Below are 18,800 nucleotides of genomic sequence, written 5' to 3' on the forward strand. Positions count from 1 at the left end.
GTCACGTTCCTTCAGATCTGCATGCGCGCGATTTCGAGATAGGCGGTGACCACCTTGTCGCGGATCGCGATCGCGGTCTGCAGCGACTGTTCGGCGCTCATCACAGCATCGACGACCTCGCGGGTGTTCGCCTCGCCGCGGATCGCGTGCAGCGACGCCCCTTCCGCCGATTTCATCGAGCTGATGGCGTCCGCGGTCATGTTGCCGAGGACTTCGGCGAAGCTTTGCGATTGCGGAGCGGAAGCTGCAGCGTTCGGCAGCGAGAGCGCCGTGGAGCCGATGAGGCTGGTGCCCTCGGCCTCCTTCATAGTCGAAAACGCGCCGACGGACTGAATTGCATCGATCATTATTGCGAAGCCCTCAACAGGTCGATTGTCTGGGAGATGAGATCGCGGGACTGCTTGATGGTCTGCAGGTTGGCCTCGTAGGCGCGGTTGGCCTCGCGCATGTCGGCCATCTCGATCAGCACGTTGACGTTCGGCATTTTCACCATGCCCTTCTCATCGGCGGCCGGGCTGCCGGGGTCGAACTCGATATTGAAATCCGAATCGTCGGTGCCGAGGCGCTGGATCTCGACGAGCGATGCGCCGCTTGCCCGGTCGACTTCCGCGGCGAAGGAAATCGTCTTGCGCCGATAGGGGTCGGCGCCTGGTACGTCGCCGGTGGAGCGGGCATTGGCGATGTTTTCGGAAACGATGCGCAGGCGCGTCGATTCCGCCTGCAGGCCCGAAGCCGAAACCTTGAGTGCCGAGGTCAAAGGATCCATGAGTCTTATTTCCGTACCGTCATGAGCATCATCCGGTGAAAGGATTTCACCAGCCCCGAATTGAGTTCGTAATCGCGTTTGATCGCGCCCGTCTTCATCATTTCCTGCTCGAGCGCGACGGTATTGCCGGACTGCTGGACCGCCACGTCGTCGATCATGCTGACCTCGGTCACCTGGGCGGCGTCCGGGCTCTCGGTGAAATGGGCGCGATGGGTCGCGGCCATCTGGATGCCGGTGTTCTGAAGCACGCTTTCGAAGGGTTGGACGTCTCTTGCCTTGTAATGCGGCGTATTGGCATTGGCGATGTTGCCGGCCACGACATTCTGGCGGATCGTCAGCCATTTGGCCTGGCGCGACGCGAGTTCGAAAAGCTGAATCGGATCCATCGATCACTCCTCATGAGATGAGGAGACCCTAGGCCGGTAATCTTGCGTGGGACTTGTCGAAAAAGCGGATGCGGAGGGCAATGCGGGGGATTTTCGCCGTGTCGCCTTGGCGGCGAAGCGGCCCTTCGCCGAATTCTGATGCGTGAGGCAATTCCCGGGCGAGCAAGGTGGCCTGACGGCCTACTTGGCCTGGTAGACCTCGCCCTTGGAGGTGATCATCACCCAGCGGCCGTTCCGCTGTTCGAAGGTGGCAAGCCGGCTGTTGTCCGGCAGGGCCGATCCGATGCGCACGATATACATGCCGGTCGCGTCCTCGATCAGCGCCCTTCCATTGGCGACGTGCATCAGTTTGAAGCCGGACGGTTCGGGAAAGGGCTGTTCCGGGCCGTCTGCCGGCTCGCGCGCGGCTGCTGCGGGTTGATCTTCCAGCCCCGGCACGGTTGCCGTCGTCAGCCGATCGATCGCTGCGGCGGTCCCTTCGTCCATATCGGTCATCGCCAGCGGCGAGACCGACACGACGCCGCGACCGGGGCGCTCCGGCAGATCCCGCGTCGTTCCCTGCCAGAGCGGCGGAATCGAGAACTGGTCCTGGTGCAGGAAGGCGTACCACGGGAAGAAGGTCGCAAAGGCAGCCATGGCCAGCCCGATCGCGCCGAGGACCTTATCGGTCAACGGCATCTTGGCGTCGCGCCGGCGCTGATGGACGATTTCGTCCGCGTCGTTATCGGTCATTGCTATCCCTTCCCCCGGATGCCGGCGGCGGGCTGGTTGCCCATGGCGGCTGCCTTCAGCGCATTGGCAAGATCGGTGAAGGCATCGACGGCGGACCGCTCGCCGGGCGTCTGCTTGAGGACGTCATAGATGACGGGCACCTGTTTGATCGCCATGTCGAGATCCGGGTCGCCGCCGGCGCGGTAGCCGCCGATCAGCCTGAGGTCGCGGGTCTCCTCGAAGCGGTGGATGAGCGATTTCAGCCGCGCCACGAGCTTTTCCTGATCCGGTGTCCAGGCCTTCCTCGCCAGGCGCGAGATGGAGGCCAGCGGATCGATCGGCGGATAGCGCCCTTCCTCGGCCAGGCTGCGGTCGAGCACGATGTGCCCGTCGAGAATGCCGCGCGCCGAATCGGCAACCGGATCGTTGTGATTGTCGCCGTCGACCAGGATTGAGATGATCGCGGTGATCGTGCCCGTCCCTTCGGCACCGGGGCCGGCGCGCTCGAGCAGGCGCGGCAATTCGGTGAAGACCGAAGCCGGATAGCCGCGGGCGATCGGCGGCTCTCCCGCCGCCGTCGCCACCTCGCGGATCGCATGGGCAAAACGCGTCACGCTGTCGACGATCAGCAGAACGTTGTCGCCCTTGTCGCGGTAGTGCTCGGCGATCGTCACCGCCGTGAGCGGCGCCATTTTCCTGAGCATCGGGCTCTCGTCGCTGGTGGCGACGACGGCGACCGACTTGGCAAGATTGTCGCCGAGCGTATCCTCGATGAATTCACGCACTTCACGGCCGCGCTCGCCGACCAGCGCGATCACCACCTTGTCGAAGGCGTCGGCGCGCGCCAGCATCGAAAGCAGCGTCGACTTGCCGACGCCGGAGCCGGCAAAGATGCCGAGGCGCTGTCCGAGGCAGAGCGGCGAGAAGATGTCGACGGCGCGCACGCCCGTCTTGAAACCCTGCTCGACGCGTCTGCGGGTCATCGACGGCGGCGCGGTATTCGAGATCGAACGGCGAACGTCGCCCTGCAGGAGGGGGCCCAGGCCGTCTATCGGCTCGGCCAGCGCATTGATCGTGCGGCCGCACCAGTTGTCCGTCGGCGCGATGCGGAAGGCCCCCTTGCGGATGACGGTATCGTGGATGCCGATGGGATCGCCGGGCTCGATCGGGCAGACGACGACCCGCTCCGGTTCGACGCGGACGACTTCCCCGAGATGCGTGCCGGTCGCACTCTTATGCGCCACGAAGTCCCCGAGCCGCACATGGCGAGACAAACCGCTGACGGTATAGTGCCCCGGCGAGATCGTCTGGACATGACCGCCAGGGGCGATCGAAAAGTCGGGATTCGCATAGCGCTCGACCAGGCCGGCGAGCGCCGCCAGCGAGGTCGAAGCCGGAATGATGTCAGAGCCTTGGCGTTCCATGCAGATTTCCGTTGCGATCGACCCCGGCCCGTTGCCTTGGCATGGCCGCTTCACACTTTTCCCGCCGCGCCTCAGAGCGCGTTGCGTTTTTGCACGATACGCATCAGCGTTCGCCGCCGAGCGTCTTGATCGCTTCTTCAAGCGATCCTTCGCTGTCGCGCATCAAAGCGGTGACATTGTCGAAGGCGCGCGTCACCATGATGAGCTGCGTCATTTCCTGGACGGCATTGACGTTCGATTCTTCGAGGAAACCCTGCATCACCCCGACATCGAAGCGGTCGACAACGGGCTCCGGTTGAGCGGCGGGCATGACGGCACTGTTGTCATAGCGCACAAAGCCGCTGGAGAAATCCGCCTCATAAAGGCCGAGCAGCGCGACCTGGACGCCGTTCTGGTGGATGGCGCCATCTGCCCCGACGGTGATCTCGCCCGCCCCGCCGTTCAACTGGATGGGCGCCCCGCTGGCGTCGAGCACCGGATATCCCTTGATGGTCACCAGCTCACCGGTCTCCGTCAGGGTGAAGCGGCCGTCGCGGGTCAGGGCCGGCCCGCCGGGCGTGTCGATGGAGAACCACGCGTTGCCCTTGACGGCGAAGTCGAGCGCGGAACCGGTCCGCGCCAAGGCGCCGTTGCTGGTGCTCAAGTATTCCTCGCCTTCGGACACGTAAGCGACCCGGGTCGGCTTCGTATCGCCAAGCACCTGGTCGAACTTCACTTCCGTCGCACGGAAGCCGACCGTGTTGGCGTTCGCGATATTGTCGGCAAGCGTGTTCAAGCGCTTCTCAAGCGCCATCTGCGATGACAGCGCCACATAGAGGCCGGTCTGCACGTCAGCGTCCCCCGAGTTTCAGATTGTTGATGGAAAGGAGCAGGTCGGGGGAAATTCCGTAGCCGCTCGAAGAACCGAAAACCGCAAGCGGATCGTAGCCGTCGGACGAATTGTCGATCTCCCAAAGGGCCGTGAAGCGATCGATGAAAGCCGCGAGCTTTACCGGATCCTGGAAGTCCTTGAGGTCAATCGCTTCCTCATAGGCCTCGGCCTGCCGGTCGACATCGGCTGCGGCAAACTCCTCGGGCAGTTGGAGCGCGGCCCGCACGACCTGTGCCAGCGCCTCGTCGGCAATGATCTCGTAACCGCTGGTGATCAGAGGCGCCATGCGCTCGAAGTAGAGCGCCAGCCTGACGCCGGTATTTTCTTCTCCGGCATTCTGCTCCAGCGTCTGGCGCGTGTATTTGTCGACGACGCCCTTCTGCGCACGCTCGAACGAGGTAGCCGTATCGCCGTGGCGCGCGAAGTTCAGCGATTCGACGAGGGCCTTGTAGCGGCTGTCCGCCAGCTTGTTGGCAAAGGCGTCGTCGCTGTCGATGCCCTCCGAAAGCACCTTGCGCATGAAGGCCTTGGCATAGGCCATGTCCTCGAGACCGTGTGCCTTCATCGCATAGTCATAGAGCCGGCTGTCGGCGAAGAACTCGTCGAGCGTTTTGATGCTGCCGATCCTGGAAAGGTAGTATTCCGTCTCGCGTGCCACGTCCGGCTGCTCGGAGACGCGCTCCAGTGACCTCGTGAGGTCGGCGGTTATCAGCTTGTAGCTCGTATAGGTCGTGGTCACGATCGCTCGCCCTGTCCAAAATGGCGGCCCGGCGCCATGGCCCGACCTTGGTGAATCCTGCCCTTATTGGCTTGCGCGAACCTGTTCGGCGTGCCGGCTCTGGCCGGGGATCACGGCCAGCCTCACGCAAGGAAGAAATCCTATTCCGTCAGGGGAAATTCACGATCGCGACAGGTATCGACAATGAACATCATCATCGGGCTCCTTGTGACTTTCGGCTGTATCCTCGGCGGATACCTCGCCATGGGCGGCCACCTGGAAGTCCTCAACCAGCCCTTCGAACTGATGATCATCGGCGGGGCCGGCATCGGCGGCTTCATCATGGCCAATTCGATGAAGGTGGTGAAGGATACCGGCAAGGCGCTCGGCGAGGCGTTCAAGCACAAGGTACCGAAGGAGCGCCATTACCTCGACACGCTCGGCGTGCTCTACAGCCTGATGCGCGATCTCAGAACCAAGTCGCGCAACGAGATCGAAGGCCACATCGACAATCCCGAGGAGTCGCCGATCTTCCAATCCGCGCCGACCGTCCTGCAGAACAAGGAACTGACGGCGTTCATCTGCGACTATGTGCGGCTCATCATCATCGGCAATGCCCGCTCGCACGAGATCGAAGCACTGATGGACGAGGAGATCCAGACGATCACCCACGACAAGATGAAGTGCTACCACGCTCTGACGAGCATGGGCGATGCCCTGCCGGCCATCGGCATCGTGGCTGCTGTTCTCGGGGTCATCAAGGCGATGGGCGCGATCAACGAAGCGCCGGAAGTGCTGGGCGCGAAAATCGCCGCCGCCCTCGTCGGAACGCTGCTCGGCGTGTTCCTCTCCTACTCGATCGTCGGTCCGCTCGTCGCCAACATAAAGGCGGTCCGCGAGAAGCAGAACCGGCTCTACGTCATCGTCAAGCAGACATTGCTTGCCTACATGAACGGCTCCGTTCCCCAGGTCGCTCTCGAATATGGCCGCAAGACGATCTCCGCCTATGAGCGGCCGTCCATCGATGCGGTCGAACAGGAGATGATGAATCCGGGCGGCGGTAGCGAAAGCAAGGCGGCTTAATCCATGAACCCGAGCACCGCATCGAACGTCTACGCCTTCGACAAGAGACTCCTGGCGCGCATGACCGGTGCGCTCGGCGACGAAAAGACCATCGGCCGCACCGCTCTGGAACTCGGCCATGTCTTCAGCGAACTCCTTCCCGACATGCTCAGGGCGGAGGCCGGGTGCGAGCTCGCGATCGGCTATGCCGGCTTCACGATGGGGCTGAGGAACGAGCTCATCGCCGACCTCGGGGAAGCGGTTCTCCTCAGCGACGTTTCTCTCCGCAACTGGTGCGCCGATTTCCAGATCGGCTGCGACAGCCCCGTCCTCATCGCGCTCGTCGAGGCCCTGCTCGGCGCCGAGCCCACCGACATCGAGGAGCCGCTGCCGCGGGCGCTCTCCAAGATCGAGATCGACGTCGCGGTGCCGGTGTTCGACAGGATCGCCGAGGCCGTGCGCATGGCGGTAAACGCGTCCGGCGGGTTCGAGCCGGTGGTCGGACGGCCGCATAACGGTGCGGAACGCATGCAGCCCGACCCGACGCTCGAGGATGTCTACGCCGCCTCGATCGACATGACCATCGGTCTCGGACCGGTGCTTTCCACCTTCTCGGTGATCATCCCGCAAAGCGTGCTGCTCAAGACCCACGTCGTCCCGCCGAGGAGCGCCGGACGGAACGAAGATATGAAGACGGGCTGGAGCGAGCAGCTCGAGGAGCAGATTCGCCGCTCTGCCGTAACGATCGAGGCGCGCATCCGACTGGAGAGCCTGACACTCGCGACGATCAGCCGGCTGCAGCCGGGAGACGTGATCCCCTTTCATGACGGCCAGGAGGTGCGGGTCGAGGTCAACGCCAACGGGCGTGACCTCTATGTCTGCGAATTCGGCCGGTCCGGGTCGAAATACACGGTTCGCATCAAGGATACGCACGGTTCCGAGCAGGACATCCTTCGTCACATCATGAGTTAACCGACACCTCGCATCGCAGAATGCCTGAGGCAAGCTTCAACTGGAATAATCCGCACATGGCACGCAAGAAAGCAGCATCCATCGAAGAACAGGCCGCATTTGCGGGAGACGCCGAGCTCGACCAGGCGATCGACGATCTGCGCGGCGTTCTCAAGCAGGACGGCACAACAACGGATTTCGGCGGCGACTTCGGTGCTGCCGAACCGTTCGGGCAGAGTGCGGACTTCGGCGGCGATCTCGGTGCAGGCGGCTTCGGCGGCGATTTCGGTGATGTTTCCTTGGGTGGCGGCCTCGATGTCGGAGGCGGCTTTGCCGGCAGCGATTTCGGCGGCGACGATTTCGGCGCGGTGGCACCCGGCGCCGAAAGTACGCCGGGCAGCGGCATGGCGGCAAATATGGACCTGATCATGGACATCCCGATCGACGTCCAGATCGTGCTCGGCACGAGCCGCATGCAGGTCTCCGGCCTCATGGGGCTGACCGAAGGCGCAACGATCGCGCTCGACCGCAAGATCGGCGAGCCGGTCGAAATCATGGTCAACGGCCGGGTGATCGGCCGCGGTGAGATTACCGTACTCGAAGGCGATGTGACCCGGTTCGGGGTCAAGCTCATCGAGATAAAGGGCAGCAGAAAGTAGGCCCGATGATCGGGCGAGGGATGAATCCATGATGGATTTCGAAAGTTTCGAAGCGCAGGCACTGGCAACACCGCTCAGTCAGACGGAAAAGGCCGCGGCCGTACTGCTCGCCATGGGCAAATCCGTGGCTGGAAAACTGTTGAAATTCTTCACGCAGGCCGAGTTGCAGGCAATCATCGCCGCCGCTCAGTCGCTGCGCGCCATCCCTCCCCATGAACTTGAGGCACTGGTCAACGAGTTCGAGGATCTTTTCACCGAAGGCGCCGGACTGATGGACAACGCCAAGGCGATGGAAAGCATCCTCGAAGAAGGTCTGACACCGGACGAGGTCGATGGCCTGCTCGGCCGGCGCGCCACGTTCCAGTCCTACGAGGCAAGCATCTGGGATCGATTGCAGGAATGCGATCCGGTCGCCGTTGCCCAGTCGCTCGCCAAGGAGCATCCGCAGACGATCGCCTATGTCCTTTCGATGATGCCGTCGAGCTTCGGCGCGAAGGTTCTATTGCAGCTTTCGGACAGACAGCGGCCGGACATTCTCAACCGCGCCGTCAACATGAAGAATGTCAGCCCGAAGGCGGCCTCGATCATCGAGACGCGCGTCATCGAGATGATCGACGAGATGGAGGCCGAGCGCAATTCGCCCGGCCCGGCGAAGATCGCCGAGGTGATGAACGAGCTCGAGAAGAAGCAGGTGGATACGCTGCTTGCCTCGCTGGAAACGATCAGCACCGATTCCGCCAAGAAGGTCCGCCCGAAGATCTTCCTCTTCGACGACATCCTCTACATGCCGCAGAGAAGCCGCGTGCAACTCTTCAACGACGTCTCGACCGATGTCATCACCATGGCTCTCAGGGGCTCGGCGCCGGAATTGCGCGAATCGATTCTCGCATCCGTCGGCGCACGCCAGCGGCGCATGATCGAATCGGACCTTGCGGTCGGCGATGCCGGCATCAACCCGCGCGACATCGCCATTGCCAGGCGTTCGATCACGCAGGAGGCGATTCGCCTCGCGGCCAGCGGACAGCTGGAGCTCAAGGAAAAGGAATCGGAAGCCGCTTGACCGAGGTTGCCCCCTGGGGCCGCATCACGTCGGCAAAAGCCCCGAACTGCTCCAATTTCTGTTGAGCCGGCCGCCTTCTCGGCGTCCGGCTCTTGCGCATGAGAGGCTCGCGGTCCACGAGAGAGGCACGGGCGCGCATTGGCGCGGCTGATCGATCCGGAGATCGGTCAGGGGCGCGATCCACGCCGCGCTTCTTGCCAGGGTGGGAGCTTCCTGTTTCATGTCGGAAGATCAGGACAAGGACAGTAAAACCGAAGCGCCATCGGAGAAAAAACTGTCCGATGCGGCGGAAAAGGGCAATGTCCCATTTTCTCGCGAAGTGACGGCCTTCGCCTCGACGCTTGCGGTCTACATCTTCATCGTCTTCTTCCTTTCCGACGGCGCCGCCAGCACGGCCGAGGCCCTCAAGGACGTATTCGAGCAACCGGAGGCCTGGCGGCTCGAAACGGCCACGGATGCCGTCGGTTTGATCTCGCACGTCGTCCTGAAATCGGCGGCCCTGGTCGTTCCGATTTTCCTGCTGCTCATCATCTTCGGCGTCGGGTCGTCGATCTTCCAGAACCTGCCGCGTCCGGTGCTCGACCGGATCATGCCCAATATGAACCGCGTCTCGCCGATAGCGGGCTTCAAGCGCATTTTCGGCATTCCGGGCCTGGTGGAATTCGCCAAGTCGATGTTCAAGATCATCGTCATCTCGATCATCGTCGTCCTGGTTTTGTGGAACGACTATTTCGCCACGCTCGACCTGATGTTTTCAGACCCGGTGACGATCTTCGCGACGATGACCTCCGACCTCAAGCAGATCGTCACCGTCGTGCTGCTTGCCACGGCGGTGCTGGCGATCGTCGATCTCTTCTGGACACGTCATCATTGGTACACCGAACTCAGGATGACGAAGCAGGAGGTGAAGGAAGAACTGAAGCAGTCGCAGGGCGACCCGATCGTCAAGTCGCGGCTCAGATCGATGCAGCGGGACCGCGCCCGCAAGCGCATGATCGCTTCCGTGCCCCGCGCCACTCTGGTGATCGCCAACCCGACGCACTATGCGGTCGCGCTCCGCTACGTGCGCGAAGAGAACGACGCCCCCATGGTCGTCGCCATGGGGCAGGACCTGGTCGCCCTCAAGATACGCGAGATCGCCGAGAAAAACGGCATTCCGGTCTTCGAGGATCCGCCGCTCGCGCGCTCCATGTTTGCGCAAGTCTCGGTGGATAGTGTCATTCCACCGGTGTTTTACAAGGCAGTCGCCGAACTCATTCACCGGGTTTACGCAGCTCAGCCGCAACAAAAACGGGTGACATGATCTTGAAGAAGTGCGAATTCTCTGAAAAACGCGAAAAACTAGTGGCAGAGGCTATTCGTCCGGTAGCAACAGAACTGCGCCTGATCGACGCTGCGGACTTCATCGCGCTCCTGCGGTTCGAGTCCTATGCAAGCATCGCCGATCTCGTGGAATCGGCGGCGGAACTTTACTTCCTGCCGGGCACCGTGAATTTCGGCCTCGGCGGCAACTACAGTCTCGACTGGAACAGTCGCCCCGAAATCATCCTGGACCTTGAGTTGAAGCCGCGCGGCGTGACGGTCTATGCACGCCTCGTGCTCGCCGGGGAAGCGGCCGGCATCGAGATCAGCCACATCAACTTCCAGCGTCCCTCGACCGATCCGGACGAGAATACCGCCTTCCTCGCCAGGAGCCTGGAAGAGGCGAAATTCGTCAAATCCTACCCTCTGCCGCTGGCGAGCTAGAGCATTCGATTGCGAACGTCCTCTCCTCAGAATCGCCCCTCACCCTAACCCTCTCCCCGCACGCGGGGAGAGGGGAGGCCGCTGGTGTATTTGGCTGCTGTTCCCGCAAGATCGAGACGGCGCGGCTAGTCTCCTTCGCCCCGCTCGCGGGGAGAAGGTGGCCGGCAGGCCGGATGAGGGGCGATTTGCTGGCAAAGTGTTGCAGTTTTTTTAGCTGATATAGCCGAGGCGTATGGCCTTGGCGATCGCCTGGATGCGGTTGACGGAATCGAGTTTCGTCGTGGCGGCGCCGAGATAGGCATTCACGGTGTGGACGGAAAGTCCCATCTTCTCGGCGATCTCCTCGCTGATATAGCCGTCGCCCGCCATCTGCAGGCAGGCGATTTCGCGGTCGCTGAGGGTCTCGCCCTTCAACAGTCGCCTTTCGTCCGCCGCCAGCATGTCGGCCATGACCTGTGCGCAGCGCCCGTGCAGGTCGAGGATCTGCTCGGCCGGCGCGTCGATATAGCTGCCGGCAAAGACCACATAGCCGTTGCCCTGCGCGCCGAGCCGTATCGGGAGGGCGATGCCCGAGTAGGAGAGCTTCCGCCCCTTCAGCCGGTGCGAGAAAAGGGCCAGGTCAGGAACATCGGCTGCCTGATGCTCTCCCTGGCCATCCCACAGCAGCGCCAGCGGCGAACGATCGAGGTGCTGAAGCAGGTCCTCGCCATAGACCTTCAAGAGTTCGTGCGCATTCGCTTCGGACGCGGCACCCCAATTGTGCAGGACGCAGGTGAGCTTGCGCGTTGCCGGCATACCCCTTCCATTGACGCGCAGGACCGCGAAGTTCTTCGCGTTGATCTGCCGTTGCATGGCTTGCAGCCGCGTGACCAGCGTCGCGGCGCGAGCCGCGCGTGCGCTTCGCCCGAGCCGGGCATCGTCCAAGCGGCTCTCCGCGTCCAGATGCACCATCGTCTTGCTCCTATACCAGATTGTGCCGGACAGCGTGGGCAATGGCTTCCGACCTGGTGCGCGTCGCGGTCTTCCGCATCACGCTGGTGATGTAGTTGTTGATGGTGTTTCGGGAGATTCCGAGGATGACGGCGATTTCCTCGCTCGTCTTGCCTTCGGCGATCCAGAACAGGCATTCAAGCTCCCGCTCGGTCAGCTCGAAGTCCCGGTCGTGCCGAACGCCGGCATCGGCCTTGAAGCTCGTGAGATAGCTTGCGAGTACGCCAATATCGCGCAACCCTTCCTGGGACAGGATGACGTCCTCTGGGAACAGCAGCATCAATGAGTAACGGGACCGACCGACATTGAACGTCACGGAGCAATAGGAGCGGTTGACCCCCCGCGGCAGATCGATGTCGTCGGGCAGGACCTGGAAGGACGGCTGCAGCACCGTCAGGCACTTTTCCAGTTCAGTCGTCTTTGCGTTCAGACCGATGACAATCTTTGAAAGACGCCGCACGACGTCGAAGGGCCAATCGGAGCACAGGACGAAATCAAGTCCGCCATCCTGCGACAGATCGTGGCGAGCCAGAAGGTAATGCGTTGCTCCAACGTATTCGGTCAGAATGGTCAGCCCGTTGGCAAGGCTGCTGCGCCCGGCAGCTTCCCCGAGCCTCCGCATCAACTGTTCTCGCGATAGGCCGCGACCACTCGTGCGCGGCGCGGCGATCGGCAAGGACCAGGCCGCGCTCGTCTGTGAAATCTCCATGACTTTCAGCCCCCGTGCCGGATTCGACGCCCCCTGCAACGGTTGCCCTGCCGAAGGCAACCGGCCGAAGCCGGCATTCCCACGTGCGAACCAGGACGCGAATCAATATCTAAACTGTACCTCGCCGCCCCTAAAAAGACACTGTGATTGCGGCGCGCTTTGCTTGCTCATCTTTGGGTAGAGAAATCGCTGACCGGCCGGCTTACGGCAAAACCGCCACCGCAGGCCGACGCCCTGGACCGGCAATCGCATACAGATGATTTTTATTGGTTTTCGCGCGAATAGCGACCGCATCATTCCGCCGCCGGAGGGGGCGAAGGGGACACGTCTAGGGAGTAGATTCGGCCGCTGTCGGGCGACTTTTTGCCCGTTTTGCGCATCAAGCCCCTCGAATATAGATGAGCGAACTTTACTTTCAAAAGATGCCTGTTGCTAAAATGCATCAAGTCCGAGACGCCGAATGGTCCGCAGCTATCTGTATAAGACAAAGATGATCCTGTATTCATTTCAACATGGGATAGTTATATTTCCAAAAAAAGCGCGCACTCGACAAATAACCAACGGCGCACCAACAGCGACAGGCGGGCGGCATCGCCGTTTCGGAATCCAATAAGTTAAATTTTCCTTAAATGCTTCGATCCACCCCCCTCACCTAGACTCGTCACGCCAATCTGGATTCTTGCGACGAAATTGGCCTTTACGCTGCTAAGGCGGAATTGACTCTGGCATTATTTCGATCGGCCGCCATCAGACGATCAATGACGCGCGCCGACTACAGCGCCGCGCGCGCGAAGGTCGCCGTAGCACTTTGAGTTGCTGCATGTCCAAATCGGCTATGATTTAAGGAAGCATGCAGCAGCACCCTGTCCCGGAAACGCGAAATCCCGCGGTGAGGCGGGATTTCTTGTGCCTTCTCTCGAACGATCTCAGGCGGCGCGGTCGAGGGACCATTTGCGGAGGATCTTTGCGGCGCGCTCCTCGCTGATCTCCACCATGCGGGAAAGCCGGCGCTCGGGACCTTCCTTGACGCGGCGATTGAAGCCATTGCTTTCGTCGCCGAGGTTGAGCAGGTCGTCCGTGCTGTCGAAGCCGAAGTCCGAGCCGAAGCCTTCCATGAGGGCACCTCCCGCGGCGCTTGCGCCGGCCGGAGAGAAATCCGGCAGTTCGAGACCGGCTGCCTCGCCTTCGAGTTGACCCGCCTGGCCGCCAAAGCCCATCTGGCGGGCCAGAGGCCGCATGCCCAGCCAGACGACCAGGAAGGCGACGACGATGAAAGCCAGCGAGTTGATGATGCCGCCGAGATTGCGCGTCAACATTTCCATGACGCCGGGGCCTGCGACCGGCTGGTCCAGCAATTGCGTCTCGACGAAATCCATGGCGTTCAGCGTGACGACGTCGCCGCGGTTCGGATCGACGCCGGCAGCGGAGGCGACGATCTTCTGCATGTCCTGGAGATAGGCATCTATCTTCGCCTGATCGGCCCCCTCGCCGACCATCGCCGCCAGGCGGCCGCGATTGACCACGACGGCGATCGACAGCCGTTCGATCGAATAGCTGTTCTTGACGGTGGCGATCGTCTTGCTGTTGATCTCGTAATTCGTCTGCTCTTCCTTCTTCTCCGCCTCGTCGCTCGACTGCTGGCCTGCACCGCCACGCGGCGCCGCCTGGGGCACGTTCTGCTGCACGGTCGCGGCGTTGTCCGGCTGCTGCTGGCTGGATTTCTGCTCTTCCTTGATGACGCGCGTGGAGCGCTCGACCCGCGATTCGGGGTCGAAGACGGTCTCCTGGATCTGCTGGGCATCGGTGTTGAGAGAGGCCGTGACACTGGTGCGGAAATTGTCCATGCCCAAGAAGGGGGCAAGCGCATTGTCGATCTTCTTCTCGAGATCGGTCTGAACGTTCTGCACCACCCCGAGCGACTGGTTGAGGGCGCTGCTTGCCGGGTCGTCGCCCGAAGCGAGCAACTGGCCGGTCGAGTCGAGAATGGTGACATCGTCGACATCGAGACCCGGTACGGACGATGCGACGAGATGGCGGATGGAGGAGGCGGCACCCCGGCCGACCGTCGCGCTCGCGCGAATCATCACCGATGCGGTCGGCGTCTGCTCGGCCTTGCGGAAGCTGCCCCGCTCCGGCATGACGATATGAACGCGGGCCGCCGCAATGCCGGAGATCTGCTGGATGGTGCGGGCAATCTCGCCCTCCAAAGCACGAACGCGCGTGACCTCCTGCATGAAGGAGGTGAGCCCGAGCGAGCCGACATTGTCGAAGAGTTCGTAACCGGCATTGGCGCTGCTCGGCAGGCCGCGCTCCGCCAGGAGCAGGCGAGCCTTGCCGGTCATGCCTACCGGCACCTGAATGCTGCCGCCATCCGCGCCGACCTCGAAGTCGACATTCGCCTCGGCAAGCGCAATGCTGATCTGGGTGACATCGCTGCGTTCGAGGCCGACATAGAGCGTTTCAAAGGCCGGCTTGTTGACGTAGATGGCAGCGCCGAGAACGAAGCCGATTGCGACGATGCCGGCCACCGCGAGAGCTATCAGCTTGCCCTGCCCGAGATTGCTCAGGTTTTTCGTGAACGTCGAGAATTGATCGAACAGATTCATTCTGTTTCCGCACCCAGTATCGCATGGCACCCTTGCCGGTACTCGACGGCATCATGCGAAGATCCAACATTCTGGTAAGCCCGGTATCGACACGCGCGAATCTACCAGCCCCGGAAGCGAAGCTAGGCGGCGAAACTTGCGCGAACTTGACGGAGCAGTCTGGAGCGATCTTAGCGGCGGGTTTCACGCCCCTCATCCCGCTGCCGCGACCTTCTCCCCGTTGTTGACGGGAGAAGGGAGATGCCGCCCCCTCCAGTCCCCTCTCGCCGCACGCGGGGAGAGGACTAGGGTAAGGACTAGGGTGAGGGGCAATCCACCGCGTCAAAACGCCTCGAAGTCGCCCGAGGCCTTCGTGAGCGGCTGCGAGTGGCCGTGACGCAACAGCCCGCTGCCGAGCGCCTTCTTCATGTCGGCAAGCTTGATCAGGTTCACGGCCGTCGAGATGTCCACGAGGCACGTGTCGGGGATCGATGCGGTGATCGTGTCAATGAATTCGGCAAGCCCCCGGGCCTTCTGGACCGCAAGATCGACACCCTGGAGCACCATCAACTTTTCGGACGGATCGGTCACGGGCGCATCATGGCCGCTCCAGAGCTGCGGCTCGATGCGCTCGATGAGGTAGGCGACGTCATGGAGTTCGGTGACAATGCGCATCAGCACGTCCGGCAGCGATTCTTCCGCGCGAGGCATGTAGCTCTGGTGATCGGTCTGCATCATTCTCTCACGTGGGCTTGAAAGGATACGTTGGCACCCGGCTGGCCGGCCCTCGGAGGGCGATCAGAAGAACTCGATCGAGCTTTCCACCGGCTTCGGGGCAGGCGCGGGCCGCTGGTCCTGGTGGATGGCGCGCTGGGCTTCCACACCGGTCAACGCGTATTGGCGGGCACGGCCCGTCACGGGCCAATATTCCAGCTTGCGGCCATGTTCGCCGCCGGTGCTTTCTCCGACAACACGGATGCCTTCGTCGAGCAGGAACTGCCGCGCGAAGGCGGCGTTCTGCTCCCCGACATTGGAGAAGCGCGCGATCGTCTTGGCCCCGCCGAATATCTTGGCCTCGAGGCGATCGCGGCGCGCGCCCTGCTTCAGGAGACCGTTGATCAGCAGTTCCATGAGATGCACGCCGTAGCGCGTCGCGTCACCCGCCGATGCCGGCGACGTCGAAGAGCCAGGCAGCAGGAAATGGTTCATGCCGCCGACGCCCGCCACCGGGTCGCGCATGCATGCGGCCACGCAGGAACCGAGAATGGTCGAAAGAACGATATCCGGATCGTTGACGACCTTGAACTCGCCCTGAATGACATGCACACGCCTGCCGGCAGCCTCCAGCATCACTTCAGTGCCCCGAACACGGCCTCGATGGCTGCCTTCATCTTTTCGATGGTGAACGGCTTGGCGAGAACGTTGTTGGCACCGAGCGCGGCAGCCTTCTGGACCAGCGCACGGTCGCCCTGCGCGGTCAGGATGATGAAGGCCGCCTTCTTGGTGTTCGGGTTCGAGCGAACCGCCTGCAGCAGCCCGAGACCGTCCATCTTCGGCATGTTGAAATCCGAGATGACCAGATGGTGCGGGTTTTGCGCCATGATCTTCATGCCCTGCTCCCCGTCGCCGGCGGCAGTGATCTGCTTGAAGCCGAGTTGCTGCAGGGCGTCGCCCAGGAGCAGCCGGCTTGTCACCTGGTCGTCGACGATCAGGACTTTTATCTTTTCGGCGATGGACATTATTCGCTTCCTTCCTTCCGGGCTGCTGCCGCCTTCAATATCTCCTCCCCGATCGAGCCGAGGGGGAGCTGCGTTTCGACAGCACCCAATTCATGGGCCACTCTGGGCATTCCATAGACGACACAGGTCTTTTCGTTTTGTCCGAACGTGCGCGCCCCGGCGTGCCGCATTTTGAGGAGACCGGCCGCGCCGTCGCGCCCCATGCCGGTCAGAATCACACCGATTGCGTTGCGCCCCGCCATTTCGGCGACCGAATCGAAAAGGACGTCGACCGACGGGCGATGCCCGTTGACGGGCTCCCGGTCGATCAGCCTGCAGCAGGGCGCGGAGGCACTGGAGACCTGAAGGTGCCGGTCGCCGCCGGGCGCCAGGTAGACCTTGCCGACTTCGAGCCGGGCGCCGTCGGTCGCCTCCTCGACAGTCGGCGCGCAGAGCCGGTTCAGCCGCTCGGAAAAGCTCTTGGTGAATGTGTGCGGCATGTGCTGGGTGATCACCGTCGGCGGGCAATTGGCCGGGAACTTTTGCAGGACCGCGATCAGGGCCTCCACGCCGCCGGTCGAAGCGCCGATCGCGATGACCTTGCGGCCCGCCCTGTACTCGGAAACGGTGGTCACGGCCGGCGCGGATGTCACCCGGTTGCTGGTGATCATCGATTTGCGCTGCGAGCGCGCCGCCGCCTTGACCTTCTCGACCAGGCCGCCGAACGGATTCGGATCGCCGGGGTGCGGCTTGCCGACGCAATCGAAAGCACCGATTTCGAGGGCGGCAATCGTCGCCTCGGCACCCTTGTGGGTCAGCGTCGAGACCATGATGACCGGCATCGGTCTCAGCCGCATGATCTTGTCGAGGAATTCGAGGCCGTTCATGTTCGGCATCTCGATGTCGAGGGTGACGACATCGGGATCGAGCTGCTTGATCGCCTGGCGGGCCTCGAGCGCATCGGCCGCCTGGCCTACGACCCTTACCTCCGGATCGGCATTGAGCACGGCCGAGATCAGCCCACGCATCGTGGGCGAGTCATCGACGACGAGAACACGGGCGGGAGCGTTCATGCCCGACCTCCATGGAATTTGCCGGTATGGCGATAGGTGGTGACGCCGATATTGTCGAAGATCGCCTTGGCATCCCCCGAGACGCGTTCCGAATGGCCGATGTAAAGATGTCCGCCCGTGTCGAGCACGCCTGCGAATCGCGACCAGATCTTCATCTGTGTCGGTTCGTCGAAATAGATCACCACGTTTCGGCAGAAGATCACGTCGAAGGGCCCCTTGAGCGGCCATTGCGCCATGAGGTTGAGCTCGTTGAAGGTGATCAGCCGCTTGACGCGGTCATCGATCTGCCACTTGCCGCGACCGTTCACCTCGACCTCCCGGAACCATTGCTTGCGCATGGCGGGACTTACCGTTTCGAGCGCCGTCGCGTCGTAGGCGCCGGCCCGGGCGAGCGCCAGGATCTTCGGATCGATGTCGGTCGCGAGAATGCGGAAATCGTATTCCGCGGCATTCGGCAGCAGCGACAGCACCGTGAGCGCGATCGAATAGGGCTCCTGGCCGTCGGAACAGGCCGCCGACCAGATGCGGACCCGGCCGCCGTTCTTCGCCCGGGCGATCAGGCCCGGCAGTACATCCGTCTTCAGATGGTCGAAATGATGGTTCTCGCGAAAGAAGCGGGTGAAGTTGGTGGTCAGATGCGAGAGCATGTCGCGGCGCGCCGCCGCGCCCGCCGGCGAGGCGACAAGCTGGCAATAGTCGCGGAAGCCCCTGAGCCCGAGGGTGCGGATGTGCTTCGACAGCCGCGAATAGACCAGCGAGGCCTTGGATTCATTCAGATAGATGCCCGCATCCGCATAGATCATCGCCGCGATTTCGCCAAGGTCGCGGCGCGTCAGCGGATATTCGCCGCTCGCCAGGCATTCGTCCGGCGACAGCTTCTGCTCGAAAGAGGCCTGGGTCCTCATGCTGCTTCCCTTTCCTCATGCGGGAAGACCTGATCGAGCTCGACGAGGCAGATCATGCGTCCCTCGATCGCCAGCACGCCACGCGCAAAGCTCCTTTCGAAGTCCGAGGCGATATCCGGCGTCGGCTGCATGTCGGCATCAGAGACGGTCAGGATGTCGGAGACGGCATCGACGAGAAGCCCCACCGACCGGCCATTCACCTGGGCGACGATGATCACGTGGCGGACCGTCGGCTCGGCCGGCTTCATGCCGAGGCGCGCCGAAAAGTCGATGATCGGCAGCACCGCGCCGCGCAGATTGATGATGCCGAGCATATATCCCGGCGCGTGCGGCATCGCTGTCGCAGGCGTCCAGCCGCGGATTTCGCGGACCGACATGATGTTGACGCAGAATTCCTGGCCGCCGACGCGGAAAGCGATCAGCTCCCGTCCGCCAGTCGTCAGATTTTTTGCGGCATAGGTCATAG

General features: G+C 62.5%; 22 protein-coding genes. 6 read left to right on the forward strand and 16 right to left on the reverse strand.

All coding sequences use genetic code 11. From position 1 onward, the window contains the following. Window positions 1-11 precede the first annotated feature (11 nt). The 7 genes from fliE to AU381_RS08935 form a co-directional block, all read right to left on the reverse strand. The gene (fliE, locus tag AU381_RS08905; protein WP_064241366.1) at window positions 12-347 is read right to left on the reverse strand and encodes a flagellar hook-basal body complex protein FliE; all 336 of its coding nucleotides are present in this window, start codon (window positions 345-347) and stop codon (window positions 12-14) included. Then, a complete protein-coding gene (gene flgC, locus AU381_RS08910) occupies window positions 347-766 on the reverse strand; it encodes a flagellar basal body rod protein FlgC (RefSeq protein ID WP_064241367.1) in 420 nt (139 codons plus the stop codon). Before flgC ends, fliE begins: the two co-directional genes overlap by 1 nt. A gap of 5 nt (window positions 767-771) precedes the next feature. After that, window positions 772-1,152, reverse strand: coding sequence for a flagellar basal body rod protein FlgB (gene flgB, locus AU381_RS08915; protein WP_064241368.1), 381 nt, complete (start codon window positions 1,150-1,152; stop codon window positions 772-774). A 180-nt stretch (window positions 1,153-1,332) separates the two neighbouring features. Further along, window positions 1,333-1,884: a hypothetical protein gene (locus tag AU381_RS08920; RefSeq protein ID WP_064241369.1), complete on the reverse strand. Its 552-nt coding sequence runs from the start codon at window positions 1,882-1,884 to the stop codon at window positions 1,333-1,335. 2 nt (window positions 1,885-1,886) lie between these two features. Then, on the reverse strand, window positions 1,887-3,287 hold the full coding sequence (gene fliI, locus AU381_RS08925; protein ID WP_064241370.1) for a flagellar protein export ATPase FliI: 1,401 nt from the start codon (window positions 3,285-3,287) through the stop codon (window positions 1,887-1,889). A gap of 103 nt (window positions 3,288-3,390) precedes the next feature. Continuing rightward, window positions 3,391-4,116, reverse strand: a complete 726-nt coding sequence (flgF, locus tag AU381_RS08930; protein ID WP_064241371.1) for a flagellar basal-body rod protein FlgF — start codon at window positions 4,114-4,116, stop codon at window positions 3,391-3,393. A 1-nt stretch (window position 4,117) separates the two neighbouring features. Further along, entirely contained in the window at window positions 4,118-4,897 is a 780-nt protein-coding gene (locus AU381_RS08935) for a DUF1217 domain-containing protein (RefSeq protein ID WP_064241372.1), read from the reverse strand. A gap of 183 nt (window positions 4,898-5,080) precedes the next feature. Here AU381_RS08935 and motA point away from each other — a divergent pair, with 183 nt between their 5' ends. The 6 genes from motA to AU381_RS08965 all read left to right on the forward strand — a co-directional run bounded on the left by motA (window position 5,081) and on the right by AU381_RS08965 (window position 10,354). After that, window positions 5,081-5,959, forward strand: coding sequence for a flagellar motor stator protein MotA (gene motA, locus AU381_RS08940; RefSeq protein WP_064241373.1), 879 nt, complete (start codon window positions 5,081-5,083; stop codon window positions 5,957-5,959). Between the two features lie 3 nt (window positions 5,960-5,962). Next, a complete protein-coding gene (locus AU381_RS08945; RefSeq protein WP_064241374.1) occupies window positions 5,963-6,910 on the forward strand; it encodes a FliM/FliN family flagellar motor switch protein in 948 nt (315 codons plus the stop codon). Window positions 6,911-6,966: 56 nt separating this feature from the next. Continuing rightward, window positions 6,967-7,548 (forward strand): flagellar motor switch protein FliN, encoded by a 582-nt coding sequence (fliN, locus tag AU381_RS08950; RefSeq protein ID WP_244520035.1) that lies wholly within the window; start codon window positions 6,967-6,969, stop codon window positions 7,546-7,548. A gap of 28 nt (window positions 7,549-7,576) precedes the next feature. After that, window positions 7,577-8,608, forward strand: coding sequence for a flagellar motor switch protein FliG (gene fliG / locus AU381_RS08955; RefSeq protein WP_064241376.1), 1,032 nt, complete (start codon window positions 7,577-7,579; stop codon window positions 8,606-8,608). A 220-nt stretch (window positions 8,609-8,828) separates the two neighbouring features. Beyond that, window positions 8,829-9,911: a flagellar biosynthesis protein FlhB gene (gene flhB, locus AU381_RS08960; protein ID WP_064241377.1), complete on the forward strand. Its 1,083-nt coding sequence runs from the start codon at window positions 8,829-8,831 to the stop codon at window positions 9,909-9,911. Beyond that, complete coding sequence (locus AU381_RS08965) at window positions 9,908-10,354, forward strand: hypothetical protein (protein WP_162273411.1); 447 nt, start codon at window positions 9,908-9,910, stop codon at window positions 10,352-10,354. The genes flhB and AU381_RS08965 overlap by 4 nt, the downstream gene beginning before the upstream one ends. A 210-nt stretch (window positions 10,355-10,564) precedes the next feature. On the opposite strand, the gene visR is transcribed toward AU381_RS08965, so the two are convergent. From visR to AU381_RS09010, 9 genes are all read right to left on the reverse strand, one after another. Beyond that, entirely contained in the window at window positions 10,565-11,305 is a 741-nt protein-coding gene (gene visR, locus AU381_RS08970; RefSeq protein WP_064241378.1) for a transcriptional regulator VisR, read from the reverse strand. A 10-nt stretch (window positions 11,306-11,315) separates the two neighbouring features. Beyond that, window positions 11,316-12,053 carry a transcriptional regulator VisN gene (gene visN / locus AU381_RS08975; protein WP_064241379.1) on the reverse strand — a complete coding sequence of 246 codons (738 nt, stop codon included), beginning with the start codon at window positions 12,051-12,053 and terminating at the stop codon, window positions 11,316-11,318. A 926-nt stretch (window positions 12,054-12,979) separates the two neighbouring features. Beyond that, complete coding sequence (gene fliF, locus AU381_RS08980; protein ID WP_064241380.1) at window positions 12,980-14,659, reverse strand: flagellar basal-body MS-ring/collar protein FliF; 1,680 nt, start codon at window positions 14,657-14,659, stop codon at window positions 12,980-12,982. Between the two features lie 321 nt (window positions 14,660-14,980). Continuing rightward, window positions 14,981-15,373, reverse strand: a complete 393-nt coding sequence (gene cheT / locus AU381_RS08985) for a chemotaxis protein CheT (protein WP_064241381.1) — start codon at window positions 15,371-15,373, stop codon at window positions 14,981-14,983. A gap of 63 nt (window positions 15,374-15,436) precedes the next feature. After that, the gene (gene cheD, locus AU381_RS08990) at window positions 15,437-15,991 is read right to left on the reverse strand and encodes a chemoreceptor glutamine deamidase CheD (protein ID WP_064241382.1); all 555 of its coding nucleotides are present in this window, start codon (window positions 15,989-15,991) and stop codon (window positions 15,437-15,439) included. Further along, complete coding sequence (locus tag AU381_RS08995; RefSeq protein ID WP_012706841.1) at window positions 15,988-16,377, reverse strand: response regulator; 390 nt, start codon at window positions 16,375-16,377, stop codon at window positions 15,988-15,990. The genes cheD and AU381_RS08995 overlap by 4 nt, the downstream gene beginning before the upstream one ends. Next, entirely contained in the window at window positions 16,377-17,429 is a 1,053-nt protein-coding gene (cheB, locus tag AU381_RS09000; protein ID WP_064241383.1) for a protein-glutamate O-methylesterase CheB, read from the reverse strand. Before cheB ends, AU381_RS08995 begins: the two co-directional genes overlap by 1 nt. Continuing rightward, window positions 17,426-18,334 (reverse strand): protein-glutamate O-methyltransferase CheR, encoded by a 909-nt coding sequence (gene cheR / locus AU381_RS09005; RefSeq protein WP_064241384.1) that lies wholly within the window; start codon window positions 18,332-18,334, stop codon window positions 17,426-17,428. Before cheR ends, cheB begins: the two co-directional genes overlap by 4 nt. Then, window positions 18,331-18,798 carry a chemotaxis protein CheW gene (locus AU381_RS09010; RefSeq protein ID WP_064241385.1) on the reverse strand — a complete coding sequence of 156 codons (468 nt, stop codon included), beginning with the start codon at window positions 18,796-18,798 and terminating at the stop codon, window positions 18,331-18,333. Before AU381_RS09010 ends, cheR begins: the two co-directional genes overlap by 4 nt. Between the last annotated feature and the right edge of the window lie 2 nt (window positions 18,799-18,800).

The sequence above is a fragment of the Sinorhizobium glycinis genome, from assembly GCF_001651865.1.
Taxonomy (GTDB): domain Bacteria; phylum Pseudomonadota; class Alphaproteobacteria; order Rhizobiales; family Rhizobiaceae; genus Sinorhizobium; species Sinorhizobium glycinis.

Bases quoted from the DNA above. Each gene is read 5' to 3' on its own strand.
- AU381_RS09010 (WP_064241385.1), bottom strand. From the start codon at position 18,798: ATGACCTATGCCGCAAAAAATCTGACGACTGGCGGACGGGAGCTGATC.
- fliE (WP_064241366.1), bottom strand. From the start codon at position 347: ATGATCGATGCAATTCAGTCCGTCGGCGCGTTTTCGACTATGAAGGAG.
- visN (WP_064241379.1), bottom strand. From the start codon at position 12,053: ATGGAGATTTCACAGACGAGCGCGGCCTGGTCCTTGCCGATCGCCGCG.
- fliN (WP_244520035.1), top strand. From the start codon at position 6,967: ATGGCACGCAAGAAAGCAGCATCCATCGAAGAACAGGCCGCATTTGCG.
- AU381_RS08995 (WP_012706841.1), bottom strand. From the start codon at position 16,377: ATGTCCATCGCCGAAAAGATAAAAGTCCTGATCGTCGACGACCAGGTG.
- AU381_RS08945 (WP_064241374.1), top strand. From the start codon at position 5,963: ATGAACCCGAGCACCGCATCGAACGTCTACGCCTTCGACAAGAGACTC.
- AU381_RS08965 (WP_162273411.1), top strand. From the start codon at position 9,908: ATGATCTTGAAGAAGTGCGAATTCTCTGAAAAACGCGAAAAACTAGTG.
- fliG (WP_064241376.1), top strand. From the start codon at position 7,577: ATGATGGATTTCGAAAGTTTCGAAGCGCAGGCACTGGCAACACCGCTC.
- AU381_RS08920 (WP_064241369.1), bottom strand. From the start codon at position 1,884: ATGACCGATAACGACGCGGACGAAATCGTCCATCAGCGCCGGCGCGAC.
- cheT (WP_064241381.1), bottom strand. From the start codon at position 15,373: ATGCAGACCGATCACCAGAGCTACATGCCTCGCGCGGAAGAATCGCTG.
- flhB (WP_064241377.1), top strand. From the start codon at position 8,829: ATGTCGGAAGATCAGGACAAGGACAGTAAAACCGAAGCGCCATCGGAG.
- visR (WP_064241378.1), bottom strand. From the start codon at position 11,305: ATGGTGCATCTGGACGCGGAGAGCCGCTTGGACGATGCCCGGCTCGGG.
- cheR (WP_064241384.1), bottom strand. From the start codon at position 18,334: ATGAGGACCCAGGCCTCTTTCGAGCAGAAGCTGTCGCCGGACGAATGC.
- cheB (WP_064241383.1), bottom strand. From the start codon at position 17,429: ATGAACGCTCCCGCCCGTGTTCTCGTCGTCGATGACTCGCCCACGATG.
- fliI (WP_064241370.1), bottom strand. From the start codon at position 3,287: ATGGAACGCCAAGGCTCTGACATCATTCCGGCTTCGACCTCGCTGGCG.
- flgC (WP_064241367.1), bottom strand. From the start codon at position 766: ATGGATCCTTTGACCTCGGCACTCAAGGTTTCGGCTTCGGGCCTGCAG.
- flgB (WP_064241368.1), bottom strand. From the start codon at position 1,152: ATGGATCCGATTCAGCTTTTCGAACTCGCGTCGCGCCAGGCCAAATGG.
- fliF (WP_064241380.1), bottom strand. From the start codon at position 14,659: ATGAATCTGTTCGATCAATTCTCGACGTTCACGAAAAACCTGAGCAAT.
- motA (WP_064241373.1), top strand. From the start codon at position 5,081: ATGAACATCATCATCGGGCTCCTTGTGACTTTCGGCTGTATCCTCGGC.